A 22,258-nucleotide genomic window follows, 5' to 3' on the forward strand; every position below is an offset into this window, starting at 1 on the left:
GCACGACACAAGCCCGTCTCTCTGGCCGACACCTGCGACCGTCAATCGAAACTGCAATGAAGCGACACGTCAAAGAATTCAGGTCTGCAATCTGGCCAGGAGATCCGTTGCCCCGGACGAAGGTGCAACACATTTGCTCGTGCGGTCGCGTTGCCGAAGAGCGCCGTTTGCGATCAGGAGTCGTCAACCCAAAGCTTGCCTGTTCAGATGCAAACTGGCTCCCGTCATTCAACGCAACACCTTGGACTAGCGAAAGACTTCGCTGCAAAGCATCATGGTACCAATGAGCACGATCAAAACCGTCTGTGTCTATTGCGGCTCCGGTCCCGGGACCAATTCCCACTTCATCGATGGCGCCAAGGCATTCGGCAAGGCGCTCGCCGAGAACAACATCCGCCTGGTCTATGGCGGCGGTTCGCTTGGCCTGATGGGCTCGGTCGCCACCTCCGTGCTCGATCACGGCGGCATGGTAACCGGCATCATTCCCGAATTCCTGCGGAAGCGCGAGAATGCGCTGACCCGCGTGCAGGAAATGATCGTCACGCCCGACATGCACGAGCGCAAGCGGTTGATGTTCGAGCGCTCCGACGCCTTCGTGGCACTGCCGGGCGGCGTCGGCACGCTGGAGGAGCTGGTCGAGCAACTGACCTGGAAGCAGCTCGGCCGTCACGCCAAGCCGGTGCTCCTCGCCAATATCGCCAATTTCTGGGAGCCGCTGTTCTTGCTGCTGTCGCACATGCGCCAGATCGAGTTCATCCGCACCGGCTTTTCCGTCGATATCCTCAAGGCCGATCGCGTCGAGGACATCCTGCCGAAGCTGAAATCGGCGGCGGCCCAGATCGCCGAGGCGGAAAAGCAGCTCGCCCCGGACATCGTGCGGAAGCTCTAAGATTTTTCAGCCGGAAACGTCCCGTTTCGATCCGGTTGCCATCGAGATCGACGACGAAGGCTGCGTAGTAGCGCACGTGGTCGTGCGGGCGGAGGCTCGGTGCGCCCTCGGATGCGCCGCCAGCCACAAGCGCGGCAGCGTGGAATGCATCGACCTCGGCGGTTGTCTTCGCCCGCAGGCAGATATGCACGCCGCTCTCCGGTGCTACGTACGGCATCGCCTCGCGCAGATTGATCCAGAACTCCGGATAGGCCTTGCGGAAGCCAATTGTGCAATGCCGTGTGACCAGGCGCGGGAGCCCGCGGGCAGCGAGCGTGGCGTCGTAAAATCTTGCAGAGCGTTTGAGATCGCTGACGCCGACGGAGATGTGGTCGATCATTGCTAGTGCTCCCCCTCTCTCCTCCTCGTCATTGCGAGCGAAGCGAAGCAATCCGGACTGTTACCGCGGAAAGACTTTTGGATTGCTTCGCTTCGCTCGGTGTTTGTGGTGCCGCCGGTATGTCCGCCGCCGCGGCCTACGCCGGCGCACCGACTTCACACGGTAGCAGGCCGCGTTCACCCAATGTCACTGTAGAGACTTGCCGCCACGGGCATCCGGCGGATTTTCTCGTAGTGCAAAATTGCGGGCCTAAGGTCCAGTGTTCTTTCAACGCATTTAGGAAACGAAATGTGCCGAGCAGGCTGATCACGTGGTGGCTCTATGCAAAAAGCCCGCCGATGAACTCTCCTGATGCTGACTATTGCACCTCAAGACTGATGGAACTCGGAAGCCAAATGCTCGCGTATCGCCAGCGGATTTTCGGCGGCGCCGTACTTCAGCCGCTCTTTGAGGACGCGCTGTCATTCGTCTTCCTGCCTAGCAGCTTTCCGGTCTTGCGATCTACGAAGTGCAGCTGGGAACAGGCGGGGCAAAACACGCCTTGAAACTGGTGTTCGGCCGCATCGTCGTCGATTAGCCGATGCTGAACCACAACTCGTGTGATCGGGCAGAGGAAAGTGATGGTGCGCATATCTGCCCCACGCTGCTGGGCTCGAGTGAACAGGAAAACGGCCCGGCAGTGCGTGACCTCGCAACCAGCGCAGGTCCCGGCGTGCCACTCGGGATTAATCCAAACTACGACACCTGAACCGGGCCCGCCTTGTTCTCGCGCAAAACGCCATCACCGATTCTTCAGATCGATGATCAATGCGTCGATGGCACGACTAATGTTTCGCGATCTTCTTCAATCGGAGTGAACCGAACTCCAAAGCTGCGGCATCTCGATGGTGCATAGCACAAACACGGATAGAGGTCGGTCAGGAGCGCCTTCTGACGAAATGTGGTTCAGGAGCTGCAAGCGCTGCGCAAGCTTCCGAGAAAGTCGGGTTGGACATCGCGTGCGCTCGCTGCCAGCTCCAGCGACAGGCTGCATGAACACGGTCGCCGCCCGTAGGCGCTAAATGAGTCCGGATGACGGTCATGCGGGAACTTGCGCCTTTGGCGTTAGAGAGCGCAAGCAGGCGCTGCTGCATGATCGTTCAGGAGAGTCGCGCTCTCGGCAGTTTCCGTATGCGGCCCCAGCCGACCAATCGCATCGACGCAGCTGGCGGCCTTGGTCGTGCTCGTGGCGGGGCGAGCTTGGCTCGATCGCGTCTAGCTGCGACTGGCAACGGCATTGCGACCAGCACGAGGCAGTCCTGGCGGTGTGCTTGTGGAACGCACATGCGCTTTGTGGCGCTGAAGGGCCGTGTTGTTGAGCTCGAAACGTGGCATTCGCTGACATCTCGATCCATCGAGGATACTTGCGGGAGCGCCGCCAGATGGCCGCGAGCCCGTGGGTGGCATGGCGCTTACGAGAACGTGGCGAAGAGCAAGAGAGCGCCCCAAAGAATCAAGGTGAGGAGAAGGGCCGCGAGCGGCCACCGAGTCCAGGTCCTCAGGGGCTGCGAGGCAGCAGACGACAAATAGCCATCTCCCTCGTTTAGGTGTAGTCTTGGTGTACGCCAGTGCATCATTCATCTCCTATTCTGTGTGTTTCAATTGTCGATCGAAGGTTCGAACTCGTCGGCCAGAGCGAACGCGACCCGCTACGACTGGCCACGATCCTGATGCTGACAAGCTCCGATCATCGGCTGTCACATGTCCGCCGAGAAACGCTCATGCGGCGCAGCGTGGTTCCCGGACTCGATCGTCGCCCGAGAGTGCCGCTCGTGTCGGCGCGATAAGTGTCTTCGTCGGCTCATTCCCGCTTCTCAACGGCCCTGGTCATCGCGCTCTGCCAGACAATTGGGCTTTTGAAGCATCAGGTAGGAAGCAAGCTCGGCTCATTTCGTGAGACCGGATCATCACGGAGCGGGTTCGCTCTGGCTGAACTCAGCTGTGGACCAAGATGATGTTCTCGCTGAGCAGCCTGCGGCCCATTGCCAGATCAACGGAGGATCACTTTGACTGCTTCGAAAACGTCTCGCAGCTCAGCATGGCATTGGAGACATTCTACCTTGGTCCGATCCGTTCCGTTTGTCGCAATCGCCCAGCGGACAATCTCGGCTTGCATCGCCGGCGCGCCATATAAGGTCGAAGTAGCGGTCGGTTCGGCGGTCCATGGTGGATCAGGTTCCTCTCTGCGAATCGTTTACAGTGCCAAGGCTGGTCAAGCCGGCGAGGGGTCATAGTCAGCGTAGCTGACGGTCAGCTGACGGACGTGAGGGTTTATGCGAGCGCGAGCCGCCTTAAGGGCACGCGTTGGTTCGCCGCGATGGCGGGCCTCAAGCACGCCAAGACGACTTGGCGACCAGCGGCCAGAATTGGGCCGGACGCCAAACGGACCGGCTTCGCAGATTCCCAATCCTGACATTTTTTCATAAGCGCTGATCGAGCGTACGAACCGCGGGTGCTGCATAACCGAAAATGGACGCGCCGTGTCGGAGAGTATGGAAGCTCGTCGTAGGGATTCAACGCGGCGGCCGAAAAAGCTCAACCTGAGTGCTCCAGACTTTGCCGATCGCAGCTTGCGGCGTTGACGCACCGCGGTCGGCGCGTACGCCGTCAGCGCCGGCGCGTCGCCCGCGAACAGGGGCGAATGCTTTCTGACGGCGCCGAATTTGCGCAGATAGTCAGAACGCCTTTGACTTGGAAAAGGTCGTTTGCGCCGCGGTCCAAACGCGAGGGCGGCCCGCGCTCGTCCGCTCGCCACCCCAGCTTGAGCTGATCCAACTGAGCGCAAATGCACCGCCTCTTGTATGATCTGATCCTGACACCGCTGCTGGCCGAAGAAGTGCGGATGACTGATGGCCATCATGAATGTTACTTGGTTTGCATCGGCGCATTTCCTGCCCAAACGACCGTGCTCTATAGGTCAGCAAGGAAGTGGCCGTTCCGCACCACCTCTCTTGTCACTTCGGGCTCTATATTTCACGCAGATGGCGTAAAAGTTATGGATTTCCACTGAAAATTGCGACTTTTCACGCCAAGCTGTGCTCAACACCAAATTCGCTACGGCCGCCTTCATCGCTATCTGATCCATTACGTTCTGGCGGAACACGGCTTCGATCCGCCGAGCATGGTGTTTCCAGTCTCCACGGCCATTTTGGATAACATCAACGCTTATCAGCGGATTCTTGAAAGCTATTCTGTCCGCCTGCTCCCCTTCATCAAATGGAAGGCGACGGGCGAACGGAGTGCTCGCGTCTTCAACGAGACGGCAGATTTCTAACGCTTCTTCGCTGCCACGCCTCACGCCGAATTTCTCTATGAATGCGTAGCAAGGACAATCGATAAAGATCTTCCGGCGGAGGCGAGATATCTGGGTATCTTAGGATAGTTCAGACATAGCGTGACGGAGGTCGTCGACATGCGGGGCGGCACTGTCGATCTATTATTTCGCTTCCTCCACCAGAACAAGGGTGCTCTGTGGCCGGGAAAAGGAATTTGCCAAACTGACCGACAACGAGGCCGCCGAGATCGAGGCGAGCTACAGGAATTCGTTTCCTGAGTGACAGCTTCCTCGTGCAGGCGCACGCACAGATGATTCAGCGCCGCGACCAGCTCCCAGTGCCACATCGCTCCTATCGCATGCGAGGCACACTTGACGGCGGTACTATGACGCGCCGCGCCCAAACATCGGGCCGCCATTGCGTCCGGAAAACCCTTCAGCGTCTCAATTGTAGTTGACTGAATAGAAGGCAGAACTTTTGCAGATATCAGAACGAAGTGAATCCGCAAAAGGGGTCTATAAATCGCACGAAATGCGACGCGTCGCAATATTGCTAATTTGATCTTTCGTGCTAGAAGCCCGCTCAACAACGAGTGGAGATTTCCAATGGCGAAGAAAGTGAAGAAAGTAGTCCGCCGCGAGTACACGAAGGCGGACGTCAAAGAACTTCGCGCGCACTCCAAGGCAAAGGTGCCGGTAGCGAAGATCGCGAAGTCTATGAAAAGGACGGAAGGTTCTCTCCGTCAAAAGGCAATCAAGCTCGGCATCTCTCTAGGGCATCGCCGGTAAGACAGAGGGATCAGCTTGGTGCTTCTCTCCCGCCCCACCAGTCGCGGTTGCTGAATTTCCTTCAGAGGTGACTTGTCTGTGCGAGCGTTACGAAGTTTGAAATAGAATGAGGTTCGCTCTGTCATCGCGAATGAAGCTAATGCGATCATCACTCGTCTGCGAGAACCGAGATGGATACGCTCTGATTGCTGCGCTAACTACTGCATCGGCCGATTTCAAACATTTGACCTGCATACCGAATAGGGCATGCGCCGTCCACCTGCGACGAGTGAGCAAATGCTGGAAACAAAGATCGTTGTGTTTTTGCTTCCGATAGGTTTTAAGCTGGTCGACTTCGTCGCCTCAGTGGATGAAGCAATTTCGTGTAGTTTTGCCGTATTCTCGCAACAGCAATAGAGCCGGCGATACGTCACGCACTGTATCGTTTCGCGCGACAAAGGAATTCATCGTGACCAAGATGACCAAGAACCAGCTCATTGACGCAATTGCTCAAGGAACGCAGGTTTCCAAAGGTGACGTAAAGGCAGTCATCGAGCAGTTGGCGACCGTCGGCTACAAGGAGTTGAACGAGTCTGGCGAGTTCGTCATCCCCGGCTTCGTCAAGATGTCGGTCGTAAACAAGCCTGCTGCTGAAGCCCGCAGCGGAGTTAATCCTTTCACGAAGGAGCCGATGGAATTCGCAGCCAAGCCAGCCAGCAAGTCGGTCAAGGCGTCGCCGCTCAAGGTTGCTAAAGACGCAGTCGCGACATCATGAGGTCTCCTGCCGTGAATCGCGCTAAGTGGCGTTGGTGCGAGGACGGATGGCGGACCGAGGTTGCCACTGCCGGCGTAGGGATGCCGTATGAAGCTCATCGGCCAACAGCTGGCTGTCAGCCGAGTGATGAATGCTGACCCGCCTGGCAGGGGGCCGAAAGTTGGGAAACGCAGTCCGGGACGACGGTCACGACCAGACGTGCGGATCGTTGGCGAAGACCACGCGGATCTAGCTCGTCTTGCCGCCAGTCGAGGCGCTGGCGAGGCATGGCCGTCGGCGGCGGACGTCAAAATCGTTGCGATCGGTAACGCTAATAGTAAAAGCAAGCCCTGATCGACGCCGCGGCGCGTGGATTGATGCGATCCGAACGTTGGCTTCACCGCGCCCGAGAAAAGAGGCGATTCATTCCGGCGATGTGACGATCGTGACCTTTGCGCTCCCGGCCGTAGAACTGCGCCGAAACGGAAACTAAGCCGGAAAACGGCCGCAGCCTTGGTGTGGTGGATGGCGCCTCGTAGCCGTTGTGATGCTGCTGCCGAACGATATGTCCATGAGATGATGATGATCATGATGACGGTGGCGGCGTCGGATCGGCAGCTCCATCATCATTTGGGGTAATCGGCGGCAGCCGCCTGGACTCATGCCGACATTGATGATCGGCGCCGGTCGGCCGGCGGTTCCTGACGTCTTGAGGCAACGGCCTGTCATCGGCAGCATTGCCATGGGAGGACTCGGCACTGCGCGGAACAAGACGGCGGCCCATACGGCGTTAGAACCGGATGTCGCCCGGACGTAGTCTGCGCCCCAGTCGGTGAGCTGCATTGGGTATGGCTCCTCGGACTATGCAGGTATCGTCGAGGAGCCGTTGCACCTTGCGATCGCGAGGCGTAGTTTGGGTTTCGGCCAGTCCTATTTATACCAGCATAGCCCGCCCATTATTCTAGTTTATGGACATTCAGGTGGTCATTCTTGCTCGGATGCGCAGGGTTGTTGACGAGATCTGCGAGTATGTGTCCCGGTACGACACCGGCGGCCGGACCAATGTCGCCTCAAAAGTCCTGGGAGCAACCACCGGGGGAGAGACGTCGACCGACTGTGTACGGCAGGTTCGCCGCGAAGCGCTCTCGAAGGCGCCGACGATGTGGCGATAGTCACAAGAGGGTGCCGCGTGAACTTCCAGGTCACGGTTCTTAAGATCCTGGTGAGCTATCCGGATGGGTTTGCTGTGATGGCGGACTTGAAGCGCGACATGGCGATCCTGGCGACCAGCGGTAGCGATTGGGCCGAACGCACCCGACGACTGGGTTCGCTTGTGCCCGACCTTGACATCTTTTCGCAAGCCTTGATTGAACGTATCAACGGCGGGTGGCGCATAACGGAAAAGGGACGCGCCGTCTTGGAGTGCATGGAAGCGTGCCCCAGTCGCCCCGAGCCCGCAAATGATCCGCCCGAGTGCTCCATCCCCGCGGCCCCGCTGCCGGTGCTCGCGCACTCGGGTCGCCGCGTGCGGCGGCTGCACCGCCACTCCGACCACGTGCGAAGAAGCGTAAACGCTTCCTGACCCGCTCGCACAAACGGGACATTCCGCCGGACCACAGCTTCACAGGATCAAGGCAGGCACCAGCCCGCGCCGATAATCCAGTCTACTGGCTTGGTCCCGCTGGTTTTGAGAGCGTGCTCTAGAGACTTCATTGGGCAACACACCATCGCAGGGCGAGCAAAAGACGCCCACGATCAGAACTCGCGCTATTTGCACTACCGTTGAAGCGCGGCCCTGAAAATGCGCCCAGAAAAACGCAGCTGGTCTGCTCGGATTATACAACCGGGACAATCCACAAATCTGTTGGGTTAGAGGCGAACCGCTCTCGTGTTTGCGCTAGATCAATACAACCAGCCCGCGAGCCGATATGGTTTTGCACATGCCAAACCGCTCGCCGACTGAGCTGTTGCGGCTGCGTGGCTTGGGAGGTCCGGACACCTCCTGGCCACGCTCCTCGCGAAAGGGTGGGAGAAGTGCAAGATCCAGTCAGAAACCAAAACAGCCGTCCTCAAATCTTCCTTGTTGATGAGACAAGCCCGCGCACGATCGCAGCAGCGCAACTGACCTCAACTGACGCATGGCTTGAGGCATGGCTTGCCCGCTTCCGGCAGGTCCTCAGACAACTTGGAAACCGAGGCTCCGCCTAACGTAAACCGGTCCGAGCTCCCAGAGAGACGGGAGCACGTTGCAGCGCAATCCGCGCTGTTTGAGTCAAACCTTCGGCCTTTAGGGCACATTGACCGGTGGCATGGATGCCGTTGGACGCGGCACGAAACCAATCTTATGCTGGCTGCGCGCCGACAGCATAATCACAAAAGTCAAAAAGAGAATTAGCAGGCCACGCACCTAAAAAAGACTCCAATATCTGTAGCCAATATATGAAGGCGCTGACGTGAGTGCCATAGCGGCGCTCCTGCGCGCGTAATCCGTCGCTATCGATACGACCGCACCGGCTAGGAGGCCGACGTCATCGGCCCGGGGCTCTCGAACACCATGGGAAAAATAGACGCTCGCAAGCTTTCGAGCGCGCACTCTTCCTCCGACAGGCGTCTGCAGACGTACTGCCGGTCGTGTTCAGTGAGCTTGGTCTTAAGCAGTCGTCGGTGGCGCTGGATGGCGCTCAGATGTGTGCGCATCCGCGCCAAATTGTCGTCCATCATGGCCGTCATCCTCCCAATGCTCGTCGATGATGCTTTTCGCTTGCCTGATCGGCCTGAACTTCCGATCAATTCAAGAAGGCGGTCGGCTCAAGCGAAGCAACCGAGAGCGAGAGCGCTTCGTTTCGCGCTCGACAACTAGTCGAGATCCAATTCCGTGCTCAGCCGGTCTCACATGTGTTCGGGACTCGTGCCGCTTGATCCAGTCGCGTTCGACCGCCAACGTCAGGCCCGTTCGGAAGCCGCCGCCGGTGCGGCTGGCATCGCAAAGGAACTGGCCATTGGTTGGGCTCGATGCCGCCAGCGATGGCTTGCGTGCCGCGGCTTCGGGATCAGCGAACGGGTGGCCTGCACCGAACTTCATCAGCTTCGCCCGGACCTGAAAAGATCGATGCGGGCGGCGCGGTACGCGGAATCGGCAGCGGACGCTCCGTCGGGCGTGGCGCCCGCGCCAGATTTCCGCCCTTCACGTCGTAGCTGCCGGCCAGCTTCAGCAAGCGCTGCCTGGTGAATGGATCTGCCCGCTCAGCGAGATCACGCGCCTGCTGCGCCAAGTCTCTGTAGCATTCATGCCCCATGACGTACTCTTACTGGCCGCCCGAGATCCATGAGCGTGGCGTCAAGCCGTCGCTCCGGAACACTGCTAATCCAAATGACTCATGCCAGCTCTCTCAAACCTGAGATATTCCTTTGTTTGCGCCGCAAGACCGCTAAATGTCCCGCGGTCACGATGGAAAAGTGCGTTCTTTGATTGCAACAGCAGGAATAGGGCGCCGCATCCGAAAGTCCTTTTGTGTTAGCCCGTTGAAGCAGCGCGGCGCAGCAAGGGCTGCTTTCGTTGACACAAGCCGGCATTTGTTTTTGAACCGACGGCAGCTGCCGATGAGGTCTCAATCAGTTCGGAGAATATCGTGTTTCGTGGACGGAGACTTGGGCGGGACCTTCGGCCAAATGCGTGCGCGCGGTCGCAGCTTCGCTGGACCCTATCGGAAAATTGAAACGTGGCCGGGACCTGCGTTGGCGGTGACCAATGCCGGGACATCATCCGCCTGGAAGGGACGATGAATAGCCGCCTTCGGAAGAGCGCCAAAAGATCTGATGACGCCTTCATCCAGCCGGAATCCATTGATCCGCGGCGCGGGCCTCGCGATGTTGCCCGCACACATGCGTCCTAGCATGGCTAGGCAGAGATCTTGCATTTCCCGATTTACGCCTCCCAGTGCGCCAAAGACATGCCCACTCTCGGCCTTGATCGGGGTTTCAATGTTGTCGAAGTAGTTGCCCTCAATCAGGCCTTGAACAGATGGTCCGGCATCCAGGGCGTGGAAGAAACCATTGCGCTGCAGCAGCTCGGTGTTGTGAAAGTAGTTGTTCACCAGGTGAATGACCGACCGTAGACCGTCAATGTGCGGAGCCCGTCCAGAGACCTCATGGAAGTAGTTGTTAGCAACCGTGATCGACTGAGGACTGCCAAGGAAAAGGAGGTTCCAGTAATGCGCTCCGTTGCAATAAGAGGAGTAGGTATCCCTGCCATCAAAATCGTTCCACGAGACCGTGATATTCGTCGTCGCCCTAAGGCCGCCAGCAATCATCTGGCGCCCGATATTATGAAAGCGGTTGTGGTCGATCCAAACCAAGTTCGCCCGCGAAATCGCAATCGCATCGCCCGCGAAGACAATGCCGGGATTGATGTCACGGATGGTCAGGTTGCGGACAACGACGTTGCTCACACCATTCAGTCGTAGTCCCTTGCCCCTGATTGTAGCGTTTGATCCGACGCCAATCACGGTCTTGTTTGATCCGACCTCCAAGGGATGCTTGCCCGCTTTATCGAAGCTGACTTCCATTTTGAGCTTGCCGTCGCAGTGCGTATCGAGTCCATCCAAGAGGAGCAGCGATTCACCCTTATAGGGCGTCTGACAGCTGTTGCTGTATTGACAACCCGGACCCTCGCCTCGCCCTTCCGTTCCTGTGAAGTCTATGGTCCCGACGATCTGGACAACGCGCGGACTATCGTCATTGCAGATTCCAGAGCTATACGACCGACACAATTGATAAGTCAGATCTTTGAGCGAGCTGACCTGAACCACTTCGCCTCCCAGGCCGCCCGTGGTTCCAGCACCAAATCCCTGTGCGCTGTCCCATCGCGGATTGCTCGCTGCGGTAGCACAGGAGATCCCAACAATGCCGGCGAGCCTAGCGAGCATTCCCAATAACTGTTTCAGCTGGCACACCCCTAGCCTCGTAGACATCGACTCTCCATCGGCAAATGAAAGAAACGTTGAGACGACCCATCGTCGGATTGAACGGCCAGCCACGTGGATCGAGTCTCTTTGCGCATTGTTTGCATCCCGGCTCGACGGTGCCGATCCTGTGAGCCGTCTAAATGCACCGGCCTAGCATGCACAAGAAGAATCTGGAGGGTAGCGCACGCATTCCTTGGTTTGGCGGTGGATGGCCCATTCCCATAAAATTCAGGTCTGCAAATGATCGAGCGGCTCGCCCGGCCCGCAGAGATCTGCTGGTCAATTGGACCGCTGCCAAACGTCAGTCGCAACGAACTTCAACATCACTTGAATAAGACGATCCAGCGAGTCTCGTGTTGTGATCTGCACGGGACAAATGAGTACAGGAGAGGGGCCGAAGTCATCGCTCTCGGTATTTTGTCATACCAATGTTGTCGGGTTGAAGACATTCGCTGAATGGCATTCAAGAACGACAGACCAAGAATCCCGCGAATTCGCGCCAAACACACAGTCTTCTACACCTATCCACAGCGCGTTGGGAGCGGCATGCGAGTTGCTGAGGTGAGCAACGCGGCTGCTAGATCGCAGCGCGATTCAGTGTCGTTTTTCGGGAGCAAAGACAGTGGCGACTGGAACCGTGAGATGGTTCAATCCGACTAAAGGCTACGGCTACATCGCGCCGGACGATGGCGGCCGTGACGTGTTTGTTCATATCTCTGCAGTGCAGAAGGCTGGCTTGGTCCTACTCCCACAAGGAGACAAGATCAGCTATGAACCAAAGATCGGCCGCTCGGGGAAAATATCAGCCGAAAACCTGCGCCTCATCTAGCTTCTGCTTTTTTAAGCGGGGGCTGAGGTCAGGGGGCCATATTGCCGTGCGCCTTGTGGTTTCATGACCCGGTTTCACTTTTCCAAAGCAGGTCTTTGGCGACGCTTATCCCACAGGGATATTGATCATCGTTTTCGAACTGAAAGGCTGGCTCCCAGCCGGCGGCAACACAGTCGCCAGTTGGGAAGCTTCGCCAGCAGATATCGCTCGACGGCTTTGTTCTTTGTCCGGCCGCGCTTGAGGCGCAGGCGAAGCCGGGTCAGCATGTCGGGTTGGCGCTGGCAATGTCGCGGGACTACCCGGAGCAGAGTGTACCAGCGTGGGCGCCGAGAATTGCCAAGCATACATATCAATACCGTGGCGTCACTGACGTTGATGGCCGGGACAAGCCCGGCCATCGACGTGCGCCAATCAGTCTGACTTCGGCGCCGGAACGCCGGCAGGCATCGCCGCGGCTTGCGGTGCGCGGCCGACAATGACGGTGAGGAGGCCCTGGCCCCATAGTCGCTTGGCAGCCGCCTTGGCGTCGTCCAGCGTGACCGCATCGACAATGGCGTTTCGCTTCTCGATATAATCGATCGGCAGCTTGTCCTGGCGATACTGCAGCAGCGCATAGGCCAGCTTGGAGGAGGTGTCGAGCGCCAGCATCTGCGAGCCCTTGAGGTAGGACTTCGCCTCGTCGAGCTCTTTCTGCGTCGGTCCCGCCTCGGCGATGCGGCGTACTTCCTTCTCAATGGCGTCGATGGTGTCGTCGGCGCGGTCGGCGCGTGTGCCAGTGTCACCGATGAACAGCGCCGAATGCTCCATCCAGTACAGCGATTCCGACACCGTATAGGCGAGGCCCCGCTTCTCGCGCACCTCGCGATAGAGCCGCGAGGACATCCCGCCGCCGAGGATGTGACTGACGACATAAGCCGCCATGAAGTTCGGGTCGTTGCGCTTCACGCCGGGACCACCGAAGGTGATCACGGTCTGCGGCAGGTCGAGCGGCACGAAGGCGCGCTGCGGCGGGTTTGCCGCCGCGATGTCGGCGACCGGTACCAGATTGGCCTTGGCGGGCAGGGCGCCGAAGGTTTGGTCGAGCAGTTTGCCGAGCGTGTCCGGATCGACGTCGCCGACGACCGCGACCTTCAGCGTGTCCTTGGCCAGCACGCGGCCGACATAGTCCTTCATGTCGGCGATCGTGATGATCGGCACGCTCTCCAGCGTGCCGTTGGTCTGCCGCCCGTAGGGATGATCGCCGAAGGCGAGCTCCAGGAACTTGCGGCTTGCCAGCGACGTCGGATCGGTGGTCTGGTGGCGCAGACCGGCGATCACCTGCGAGCGAACGCGCTCGACATCGGCGGTGTCGAAATGCGGCGAGGTCAGTGCCGAGCGCAACAGGTCGAAGGCCTCGTCCTTGTTGTCGCGCAGCATGCGCAGGCTGCCCCGAAAGGTGTCGCGGCTGGCGCTGAAGGAGAGCTGGATGGCGCGGCGGGCGAGCCGCTCATGGAACGTCTTGGAATCGAGATCGCCGGACCCCTCGTCGAGCAGGTCGCCGACGAGATTGGCGACGCCCGGCTTGTCCTTGGGATCCTGCGCCGAGCCGCCGGCAAAGGAATATTCCATGGCGATTAGCGGTACCGTTGCGTCCTGGACGAACCAGGCTTCTATGCCGCCCGGCGAGATCAGGCGCTGAATCGTTGTGGCGGCCTCGGAGGGGAAGACCTGAGTCAAACTGAGCGCTGCGCCGGCGGCCAACGACAGAATGATGCGTCGGGAGTGAAGGAAGGGATGGGTCACGAACGTTTCTCCTCGCGCTTGGTGGTGGTCTTGGCGCCAGTCTTGGCGGTACTGGTGTCCTTGATCAGATAGCCGGTGACCGAGCGCTTCTTATCCAGCCATTTTTGCGCAGCTGCACGGACCTGTACGTCGGTGACGCCGCGAATTCGGTCCGGCCAGCTTCGGATGTCCTTGACGGAGAGCCCGGTGCTGAGCGCGCCGCCATACCAGAGCGCCAGCGCCGCCTGGTTGTCCTGGGCGTAGATCGCTCCTGCAACGAGCTGCGTCTTGACCCGCTCGAGATCCTCGGCGCGGATCGGGTTCGCAACGATGTCGGCGATGACGCCGTCGATGACCTGCTCGATGTCTGCAAAGCTGACGCCGGACTTCGGCGAGGCTGAGATCGCAAACTGGGTCGGGTCGAGCGAGATGCTGGAATAGCTGGCGCTGGCGGTGACTGCGAGCGGCTTGTCGACGACGAGCGCGCGGTAGAGATAGGAGTTGCTGCCGCCGCCCATCAGCTGCGCAAGCACAGCGATTGCCGCGCTCTCCCCGGGAGCGACCGTCGTCGCCGAGGGCACGAGGTAGAAGCGCTGCAGGACGGGCTGCTCGACGCGCGGGTCGGACAGCGTGACAGTGCGCGGGGCTTCCGGTTCCGGCTCCTGGGGGCGGACGCGCTGCGCCGGGATCGCGGGCTGAACAGGAATGGGGCCGAAATTGCGTTCGACCAGCGAGCGGACTTCAGGGAGCTCGACGTCGCCGGCGATCACGACGATCGCGTTGTTCGGCGCATAAAAGCGGCGATAGAAGGCGAGCGCGTCCTCGCGGCCGAGCTTCTCAATCTCCCGATGCCAGCCGATCACGGGCCGGCCATAAGGATGATTGAGATAGAGCGAGGTCAGGATCTGTTCGCTCAAACGCTCATTGGGACTGTTGGCGACGCGCATGTTGTACTCTTCGAGCACGACGTCGCGCTCGAGCAGTACGTTTTCGTCCTTGAGGATGAGGCCGTTCATACGGTCGGCCTCGAACTCCATCACTGTCTGCAGTTGCTCGCGCGGGACGCGCTGAAAGTAGCTGGTGTAATCAAGTGAGGTGAAAGCGTTTTCGTTGCCGCCGACGCGAAACACGGTCTTGGAAAATTCGCCGATCGGGTGCTTTTCCGTGCCCTTGAACATCAGATGCTCGAGAAAGTGCGCAAGCCCGGATTTGCCAGGCGTCTCGTCGGCGGAGCCGACCTTGTACCAGATCATCTCAGTGACCACGGGCGTGCGATGGTCTGGGATCACCACGACTTGAAGCCCGTTGCTGAGCGTGAAGCTGGCGGGCGGCAACGACGTGAGCGTCGTCTGGGCAAACGCGCTGCCGGTCGAAAGACTGCAGCTGGTGAGCAGTGCAGCAAGAAGGCAGGCCGCCGATCGGTACGAAGGTGTTGGGATTCGTGTCAACATCCGAACCCAAAGATCCCGGGAGAAAGCACGATGAAGCGCTCTGCATTTGGTTCTATTTTTGCCATCGACAAAGTTCGTCAGCTGCTGGATAGGCATGGCTGTTCAAAAGCTCCATTGCGGTGCGTCAGGAATGAGGATGAGTGATGAACAAATTTCATCTCTCGGTGGCTCTATACTCTCGATCATCCAATCGAGAGTCTTTGCGTTTCGGCAGGACCCTGTCGGTCCAACGCGATGCGCATTTTCCAAAGCATTAGCCGTGCCAAGGAGGAAGCTTCGCAAATATAAGGAGCAGTCTCGAACAAGCGATGTTGCGTCTCCGACATGGTCATATATCGGACAATGCCCATCTTCATCCCGAAATGGTTCAGTGGACGCCGTTCAGACCCACCACCGCGTTCACAAATTGAGCACGAGGCTGATGGTGCAGGTCTGACGCAAGTCAATTGCCGTCGCACGGCGCCCACTCAGTGTCACGGTACTGGAATGATAACGATTACTCGTCACAGAAGCGGTTTGGTAAATCCGTATCAAGGTAAGCCGCGCTTTCGGGCTTTCGCGCTAGTGATCCGGTTTTGCGTTTACGGATGTGTCGTCCTCTACGTCATGTGATGCGCTCATCTTTTGTTGTCTGGACCAGGCGGAGGTGCGCAGCAGAACTCTTTGACAGACGTGACGCGAAGATTGTTCTTGGAAGAGCCGCGCGAGCCTGCACCGTAGAAGTCATTGGCAACGGAGCAGTGTTATGGGATTCAACTAAGAATGTTGGTAGTTGCGGCGCAGAATGGCGCGCACGTCACGTTTCTGTGCCAACCCCCCATTTGCAAGCCTATGTGCCTTGGGCGGCTATCGTCGCGGCATCTTCGCCGAAATCTCTCCACTTGATGCGTGTGCGGCGTCACTTCGAAAGAATGAACTTGAATCGCATGCCGCGTTAGGTTGTAGGCTTCGTGTCTCGACCAAACCACATCATGCAAACCTCGATCGCAAATCGAAAGTGTGCCAATGTCAGCCCTGGGAGTGAACGGTGTCTAAAGCGAGCTCGCCGACAAAGTCGCAAGCTGGAACGCCAACGCTCTCTGCTCCCGATGATGATCCGCATCTCTGGCTGGAAGAGATAGAGGGCCGGCGCGCGCTAAACTTTGTCGAGCGGCAGAACGGCAGGACGTTGCGAGCTTTCGGCGGAGCGGCCTTCGAGCGGGATCGCGACGCATTGGCGTCGATCTACGATCGGCCCGACAATATTCCCTATGTCGCGCGCCGTGGTGGCTATCTCTACAATGTCTGGAAGGACGCCAGCAGCCTACGTGGCCTCTGGCGACGGACCACGCTAGATGAATTTCGCAAGCCGAATCCATCCTGGGAAATCTTGCTCGATGTCGACCAGCTCGCGGCAAAGGAAGGCGAGGACTGGCTTCTCAACTCGACGGCTTCACTGCCAGGAGATCATCCGCGAATTATTGTAAGCCTGTCGCGCGGCGGCAGCGACGCCGTCGTCTTGCGCGAATTCGACCTCAATGCGAAAAGCTTTGTGGCCGACGGCTTCACGCTGCCTGAAGCCAAGAGTGGCGCCACATGGGTAGATCCCGATACGCTGCTGTTGTCCAGCGCGCATGGCGACGGCATGGCAACTGCATCGGGCTATCCGAGGACCGCGCGGTTGTGGCGACGCGGTGAGCCTGTGGAGCGCGCGGCCGTGGTGTTCGAGACCTCGCCTGACCGATTGGCCGCCTCTTGCCGAGTCGATCGAACCGGACAAGCGTCGCGGGCTTGGTTCGTCGATCAGCTGGATTTCTTCAACCTTGAAGTCTGGCACGGAACCGAATATGGCGCGAGCGTGAAGCTCGATCTTCCCTCCGACATCTGGTTCCAAGCGCACCGGGACTGGTTGATCGTCAAATTGCGCTCGGCATGGAGGATTGCCGGCGTCACCCACGCGCCCGACACCGCGCTTGGCATATCGCTGTCGGCCTTTCTCGCCGGCGATCGCAACTTCACCGTCATTTTCGCGCCGCGCACGCGCTGCGCGCTGCAGGGATTTTTCTGGGCCAGCGGTAAGCTCGTGCTTTCTGTCCTCGACGAGCTGCGCCCTTCATTCGAGACTTGGACGCCCACGTCGGCCGGCTGGAACCATGAGGACCTGCGCGGCCTTCCCGGCATCGGCGTTGTCGACGCTTGGCCCCTCGATTGCGATCAGTCCGAAAGCAACGGCGACCTGCTTGCCTCTGTCCAGGATCCGCTCACACCGCCTTCACTGATGCTGATCGAACGGAGTGTCTCGAGCCCAATCGTGCTGAAGCAGGCGCCAAAGACGTTTAGCCCCGAGGGCCTTGTGGTCACGCAGCACGAGGCCATCTCGATCGATGGTGAGCGGATTCCATATGTGCAGACCGGTCCCGCCGCGGAGAGCGGCAACGCGCCGGTCCATATGAGCGGCTACGGCGGCTTCGGACTTTCCATGAGGCCGTACTACAATTCAGCCCTCGGCAAGCTCTGGTTGGAGCGTGGTGGCACCACCGTACAGGCGAACCTGCGCGGTGGGGGCGAGTTCGGCACACGTTGGCACGACGCCGGTCGGCTTGCCGGCAAGAAACTGTCGCATGATGACTTCGCGGCCGTGGCCGCCGATCTGGTGCGCCGCGGCGTGACTGAGCCGAGGCGGATAGCCGCCGAAAGTGGATCGAACGGCGGCATCCTCATTAACAACATGCTCACGCGCTATCCGGCGCGGTTCGGCGCATTGTTTTGCACGATTCCTCTGATCGACATGCGTCGCTACACAAAGCTCCTTGCGGGTGCGAGCTGGATCGCGGAATTTGGTGATCCCGACAAGCCTGATGAGTGGGAATGGCTCAAGACGTATTCCGCCTATCATGCGGCCAAACCGGGCCAAAACTATCCGCCGATCCTGATTGCCACCACGCGGCGGGACGATCGGGTTCATCCGGCGCACGCCCGCAAGATGGTCGCGAAACTGCAGGTGATGGGCTACGAGGCCTATTTCTACGAGGCAGCCGCGGGGGGCCACGGCTATGGCAGGGACAACAAGGAGCGTGCCAGCTTTCAGGTGCTTGGTTTTCGGTTCCTGAGGAGCAAGATCGGCTGGTTGGACGAAGAGGCGTGAGCGAGCTTCAGCCTTAACCAACGGCAAGCGCTGATCGCGCGGGACTGAAATCTTGAGCCCAGACGGGGGGAGGAAGGCCGTCACTGCTCCAGGCTCTGGCGAAGGTGAGAACGCCATGAGAGCGGTAGAGGTATTCTAGAGCGATAGCCGAAATGAGCGCGGCAAGGACATGCTCCGTCGTTTAGGCCTCGAGGATTGGGCCGAGGTGGATTGGCCGAGCCGAACCAAAAATACGGCGCGGCCCACGGAACGCCTTCGCGGCATTTTGGCGCGAGGCGTCGCGTCCTGCTTCGACAGTCCGAAAAAGCGAGAAAGCGGAGAGTCCGTATCATCGTCGCGCCTGCGCAGGCGTGAGTGCTTCCTGGTCGGCAAGTTCGCCGCCGAATTTCCAGAGATCGTCGAGCACAACGCCGCCACTGCCATCACTGCGGCACGTCACAGCTGGTCGCGCTCGACGAAGCTCGATGAACGGCTTCGAGCAAGTCAAGGAATGACTTCGACCGGAGAACAGGATCGATGAGATGGCGCAAGATGGTGTTTCGACCAAAGCTCGGCACCTTCTTTAGCTTCCCCCACATTCGAGGGATGCCTGCAACCGTCGAGGAAACAAACGATCCGTTCGCCGCAAATATAAGAAAGCTGGTTTTTCAACCACGACAAAAATGAGTGCGTCTTCGACTCGCGCCGTAGTTCATTCTCTGAGACTATTGGTGCCAACCCGGTTCGTTGATAGTGGTGGGCTGATGAGATCGAATGATGTCTTCGACGAACTCCACAACTCCGATCCACCCGGCACGATGCGACATGCGCGTCGTTTTGTTGACCTAACTCACATCGTGTCTACGTGCAGACACCGCCGATCGTGAAACACTTAAACGATTGTTTGGCGTCGCTTTAAACACCCGCCGGCCGCTCGCATGGAGCAAGATGCTACCTGCGTCAATTGGTCGCCAGTTTGATCGAGCTCATCTAGCTCGCCAAGCAAAGCAGGATACTACCGAACGACTCATAGGAGCGCCGCATCGGATGCGGAATGTGTTTGGTGACCCGGCCGTTGCGTTGGCCAAACAGCGCTTTAGCTTGAGGCCGGATTGCGATCGAAAGCTCGCGTAGACCAGCGGGAAGGATGGTTTCGATTATGTCTTGAGCCAGAACCCTCAGCTAAGCGCCAAGTGTAAATCTAGCGACCTCTCAATGGTGTGAACGAAAGCGTCATTGGACTTTCAAAGTAACAGCATATCTACTTTGAGTTGATGGCTGCGGCAGCTTCTGTCTCCGTTGCTGCCGCTGAACCACGTGGTGGAGGATGTGACATGGTGAAGACGAGTGAGGTGTCCGTCGATGATGCCGCAACGGTGACGCAGATGGTCAGTGCTCTGCTTGCCGAACTAGGGCCCGGTCACGTGCAGGCCGGAGTAGATACTCGGCTGGTTGCCGACCTGCTGGCCATGAAAGAGCGCATCTCGGGGTTTCTTGCTTTTACGGAGGAACGCCCCGTCGGCCTCATCATGCTATCGGAAAGTGCCGCCCTCTTTGCGCGCGGAACCTACGGCATTATCACTGAGCTCTACGTGGTGCCTGACCAGCGATCATCTGGTGTTGCGATGGCGCTCATCGACGCAGCCGTTACCCTTGGAGAGACGAAAGGCTGGGGCCAACTTGAAGTCGGCGCGCCAAGGCAGCCGATGTGGAGCCGCAGTCCCAACTCAGCATTGTACCTTAAGCTCGGCTTCTCGGAGATTGGGCCGCGTCTCAAATTGCCATTGCACGGCTTAGCTGGTCCTCGTGGGCAGGGTAGTCCTGCGGCCCCATCGGGGCTAGATCCTCGGCGGCGACGCACACCGCGGCGCCGTATCCCGAATTCATCCGATGCAAGAGTTGCATAAATTGTGCGTAGCACATTCGGTGGATTGTGGCGGCTATGTCGTGCCGCCAGGCGAGGTTGATCTCTCACGGGGAAAGGCGGACATGCTCATTGGCGTCTTACCCGACCGGATCGAGCATATGCCTAGCTAAGCCCTTCGCGGCTTTTTAATTGAAGCCTGCAAACGTGGAGGGCCCTCAGCCGAGCCATTCTTGCAGGGCCAGAACTCCGACGGCGATTTCTATTTCTGACAACTCCATTTCGGATTGGGCCGGCCTGCACGATCAATCGCCATCGGACCGATCCTTGCGCTGGCGAATGCGTATGATGTCCCTATGGCGGCAGGACGATGCAATACCCATCTCGCGAAGACAGCCCATACATCAGTAATTCCGACAAAGGGAGTCTCGGTTCCCGGGCCGCGACCAAAAGCCCCGGTGACAGATGATTGCCGATAGGTCGCATTCTATCGACACCTGTTCGACCTCTCCCACGATCAATTATGTCACCGCCTTGCGTTCTTCTTCGGGCGTCCGATTCTTCAAATGAAATGCACACAGCCTGAAGACGAGATCAGGACGCGAGTTAACGGTTGCCCTGCGCGCAAGCGGGCCCCACAGACATAAGTTATCCATTGTCGCGATAAAGTTAGGCTCGAGACCGGGTTTGGAGTCTGCGTTTTTCTATTCACGATGCAGCATTTGTGCGTGATACCGCGCCTTGCGCAAGAAAGCGTTGAACGATTGAGGAACGCTGGAGTTAAACCCACGATCTCTTTCATGTAGCCGCCGATTCGCGGGCCAAAGCGCAAGCGGAAAGCTGCAGCATTTGACTGTCCGCGAAAATACCGGCATCTCGCGACAACGGGCTGAACTCGACGGGCCCCCGTGCAAGCCACGACTGGATATCTAAATATCGGATAACGAGCATAGAGCCCTGCTGTTGGTTCGCTCTCGAACAGCTCCGAACCGTTTTGCGGCGAAGAAGCGCCGAAAGCCGACAGGCGCTCCCAATAACGCTTGTGCAAGGAGATCACGGCAGCTCGACGAGAGCGATTTTGCCAAGATGGCAACTCCCTTTGGCGCCGCTCACTCTCTGGGTCGCAACTTCGGATCGTTCAGTTTCAAGGAAGTATGGATATCGGGCCTCGATGCGCCGGCTTGCTAATGCCTCATGGGGTGAAACCAAGCGATCAGACAAAGTTGCGCAAGGATGCGCACTCGGCCCCGGAAGCTCTTGACCATCGCCCCTTATCGCGTCACGAGAAAAACCAACACGGATGAGAATGGCAGGCTGAGAGATGACGAATGTGATTGATCAAGTGAGCAGCTTGGAACCACCCTCTGTCTTGCACAGGTCGTCAAGACGTTTTGCGTCGGTCTTCGCGCTCGTGGCGGTATCCGTCGGCCTGTGCGCCGGAGCAGCCTATTACTGGATCAGTGTCGAAGAAGTTTTCGAGAAGCCGTCGGCTCGTGAAGTCGTCCCGACGACAGGCCTGTCACCCGAAGATAGGGAGGCACTTTTGGAGATTCGGTCCGAGCAGCAGAAGGCAAGTGATCAAATTGGAGAGATCAATCGTAACATCCGTGCGCAGCAAGACGACTTGAAACACATGGCGGATCAGATCGAGGCGCTGACATCGAGAATTGAGTTGTTGCAGAAACCGGCCGTCCCTGCCCCCGTTCTTCTCGCGCCTTCTTCTCCCCCGCCTTCCCATCCCGTTTCGAGCCCGGTCAAGCGAGCCGTCCAACCCGCTAAGCCAGAAGGGCCGGTCTCGGTCGGGGGTGCGCCACTGATCTCCGAACCGAGCACGAACCAGCGTTGATGATCAGGCGATGGCGTTCTCGTAAACGGTGTCGTGTTTCCGCGAAACAAAGACTGGCTGCGGGACGTTGGCCGACGAAATGGAGATCGAGGATGGCGTCATCGGATTCCATGTCTTTCGAGAAGAGGGTGTCGCAGCCTCCACCGAATTCGGTATGGACAACCTGCTCGAAGTCGGCCGGATAGACAACGAAGATCCCGCCTGGCTCAAGCACTGGCAGCCACAATAATCCAATCAGGCTACCGCTCACGCGGATGCGTCTCAAGTCGGTCACTCGATAGATCGTGGATCACCACGTGCCGTGGTTGATTACGCCGCGCATTCAAGTTCAGACGAA

The 22,258-nt window shown here is 58.7% G+C and carries 16 protein-coding genes and 1 pseudogene; 12 read left to right on the forward strand and 5 right to left on the reverse strand.

From position 1 onward, the window contains the following. Positions 1-283: 283 nt before the first annotated feature. Positions 284-889, forward strand: a complete 606-nt coding sequence (locus RAD04_RS06640) for an LOG family protein (protein ID WP_461623093.1) — start codon at positions 284-286, stop codon at positions 887-889. On the opposite strand, the pseudogene RAD04_RS06645 reads toward RAD04_RS06640, so the two are convergent. Next, a pseudogene (locus tag RAD04_RS06645) lies at positions 886-1,268 on the reverse strand (VOC family protein). The gene RAD04_RS06640 and the pseudogene RAD04_RS06645 sit on opposite strands and share 4 nt — an antisense overlap. A gap of 290 nt (positions 1,269-1,558) precedes the next feature. Between RAD04_RS06645 and RAD04_RS06650 the strand changes: the two are divergent. The 5 genes from RAD04_RS06650 (at position 1,559) to RAD04_RS06670 (ending at position 7,685) form a co-directional block, all read left to right on the forward strand. Beyond that, the gene (locus RAD04_RS06650) at positions 1,559-1,813 is read left to right on the forward strand and encodes a hypothetical protein (protein WP_461623094.1); all 255 of its coding nucleotides are present in this window, start codon (positions 1,559-1,561) and stop codon (positions 1,811-1,813) included. A gap of 2,507 nt (positions 1,814-4,320) precedes the next feature. Continuing rightward, complete coding sequence (locus RAD04_RS06655; protein ID WP_461623095.1) at positions 4,321-4,581, forward strand: hypothetical protein; 261 nt, start codon at positions 4,321-4,323, stop codon at positions 4,579-4,581. Between the two features lie 606 nt (positions 4,582-5,187). Continuing rightward, entirely contained in the window at positions 5,188-5,370 is a 183-nt protein-coding gene (locus RAD04_RS06660; RefSeq protein ID WP_461623096.1) for a hypothetical protein, read from the forward strand. Positions 5,371-5,818: 448 nt separating this feature from the next. Beyond that, positions 5,819-6,124 carry an HU family DNA-binding protein gene (locus tag RAD04_RS06665; RefSeq protein WP_461623097.1) on the forward strand — a complete coding sequence of 102 codons (306 nt, stop codon included), beginning with the start codon at positions 5,819-5,821 and terminating at the stop codon, positions 6,122-6,124. Between the two features lie 1,168 nt (positions 6,125-7,292). Continuing rightward, the gene (locus tag RAD04_RS06670) at positions 7,293-7,685 is read left to right on the forward strand and encodes a hypothetical protein (protein ID WP_461623098.1); all 393 of its coding nucleotides are present in this window, start codon (positions 7,293-7,295) and stop codon (positions 7,683-7,685) included. A 932-nt stretch (positions 7,686-8,617) separates the two neighbouring features. Here the strand turns inward: RAD04_RS06670 and RAD04_RS06675 are convergent. Further along, positions 8,618-8,824 (reverse strand): hypothetical protein, encoded by a 207-nt coding sequence (locus RAD04_RS06675; protein WP_461623099.1) that lies wholly within the window; start codon positions 8,822-8,824, stop codon positions 8,618-8,620. A gap of 980 nt (positions 8,825-9,804) precedes the next feature. Next, complete coding sequence (locus RAD04_RS06680; RefSeq protein ID WP_461623100.1) at positions 9,805-11,055, reverse strand: pectate lyase family protein; 1,251 nt, start codon at positions 11,053-11,055, stop codon at positions 9,805-9,807. A 634-nt stretch (positions 11,056-11,689) separates the two neighbouring features. Between RAD04_RS06680 and RAD04_RS06685 the strand changes: the two genes are divergently transcribed. Next, positions 11,690-11,896 (forward strand): cold-shock protein, encoded by a 207-nt coding sequence (locus RAD04_RS06685; protein ID WP_461623101.1) that lies wholly within the window; start codon positions 11,690-11,692, stop codon positions 11,894-11,896. Between the two features lie 411 nt (positions 11,897-12,307). Here the strand turns inward: RAD04_RS06685 and RAD04_RS06690 are convergent, their stop codons facing one another. Together RAD04_RS06690 and RAD04_RS06695 are read right to left on the reverse strand one after the other, a co-directional pair. Continuing rightward, positions 12,308-13,678, reverse strand: coding sequence for a M16 family metallopeptidase (locus RAD04_RS06690; RefSeq protein ID WP_461623102.1), 1,371 nt, complete (start codon positions 13,676-13,678; stop codon positions 12,308-12,310). Beyond that, on the reverse strand, positions 13,675-15,108 hold the full coding sequence (locus tag RAD04_RS06695) for a M16 family metallopeptidase (RefSeq protein ID WP_461623103.1): 1,434 nt from the start codon (positions 15,106-15,108) through the stop codon (positions 13,675-13,677). The genes RAD04_RS06690 and RAD04_RS06695 overlap by 4 nt, the downstream gene beginning before the upstream one ends. 1,027 nt (positions 15,109-16,135) lie before the next feature. Here RAD04_RS06695 and RAD04_RS06700 point away from each other — a divergent pair. From RAD04_RS06700 to RAD04_RS06720, 5 genes are all read left to right on the forward strand, one after another. Then, positions 16,136-18,232, forward strand: coding sequence for a prolyl oligopeptidase family serine peptidase (locus tag RAD04_RS06700; protein WP_461623104.1), 2,097 nt, complete (start codon positions 16,136-16,138; stop codon positions 18,230-18,232). A 169-nt stretch (positions 18,233-18,401) separates the two neighbouring features. Further along, on the forward strand, positions 18,402-18,752 hold the full coding sequence (locus RAD04_RS06705; RefSeq protein ID WP_461623105.1) for a hypothetical protein: 351 nt from the start codon (positions 18,402-18,404) through the stop codon (positions 18,750-18,752). A gap of 793 nt (positions 18,753-19,545) precedes the next feature. Further along, a complete protein-coding gene (locus RAD04_RS06710; protein WP_461623106.1) occupies positions 19,546-20,118 on the forward strand; it encodes a GNAT family N-acetyltransferase in 573 nt (190 codons plus the stop codon). A gap of 1,278 nt (positions 20,119-21,396) precedes the next feature. Beyond that, positions 21,397-21,921 carry a hypothetical protein gene (locus RAD04_RS06715; RefSeq protein ID WP_461623107.1) on the forward strand — a complete coding sequence of 175 codons (525 nt, stop codon included), beginning with the start codon at positions 21,397-21,399 and terminating at the stop codon, positions 21,919-21,921. 67 nt (positions 21,922-21,988) lie between these two features. Beyond that, positions 21,989-22,150, forward strand: a complete 162-nt coding sequence (locus tag RAD04_RS06720) for a hypothetical protein (protein WP_461623108.1) — start codon at positions 21,989-21,991, stop codon at positions 22,148-22,150. The last annotated feature ends 108 nt before the right edge of the window (positions 22,151-22,258 follow it).

This window comes from Bradyrhizobium sp. 25ACV, from assembly GCF_054863005.1.

What these genes read in the sequence shown, in the direction of transcription:
- RAD04_RS06660 (WP_461623096.1), top strand. Translation starts at nt 5,188, where the DNA reads ATGGCGAAGAAAGTGAAGAAAGTAGTCCGCCGCGAGTACACGAAGGCG.
- RAD04_RS06675 (WP_461623099.1), bottom strand. Translation starts at nt 8,824, where the DNA reads ATGATGGACGACAATTTGGCGCGGATGCGCACACATCTGAGCGCCATC.
- RAD04_RS06640 (WP_461623093.1), top strand. Translation starts at nt 284, where the DNA reads ATGAGCACGATCAAAACCGTCTGTGTCTATTGCGGCTCCGGTCCCGGG.
- RAD04_RS06705 (WP_461623105.1), top strand. Translation starts at nt 18,402, where the DNA reads ATGCTCCGTCGTTTAGGCCTCGAGGATTGGGCCGAGGTGGATTGGCCG.
- RAD04_RS06695 (WP_461623103.1), bottom strand. Translation starts at nt 15,108, where the DNA reads ATGTTGACACGAATCCCAACACCTTCGTACCGATCGGCGGCCTGCCTT.
- RAD04_RS06715 (WP_461623107.1), top strand. Translation starts at nt 21,397, where the DNA reads ATGACGAATGTGATTGATCAAGTGAGCAGCTTGGAACCACCCTCTGTC.
- RAD04_RS06710 (WP_461623106.1), top strand. Translation starts at nt 19,546, where the DNA reads ATGGTGAAGACGAGTGAGGTGTCCGTCGATGATGCCGCAACGGTGACG.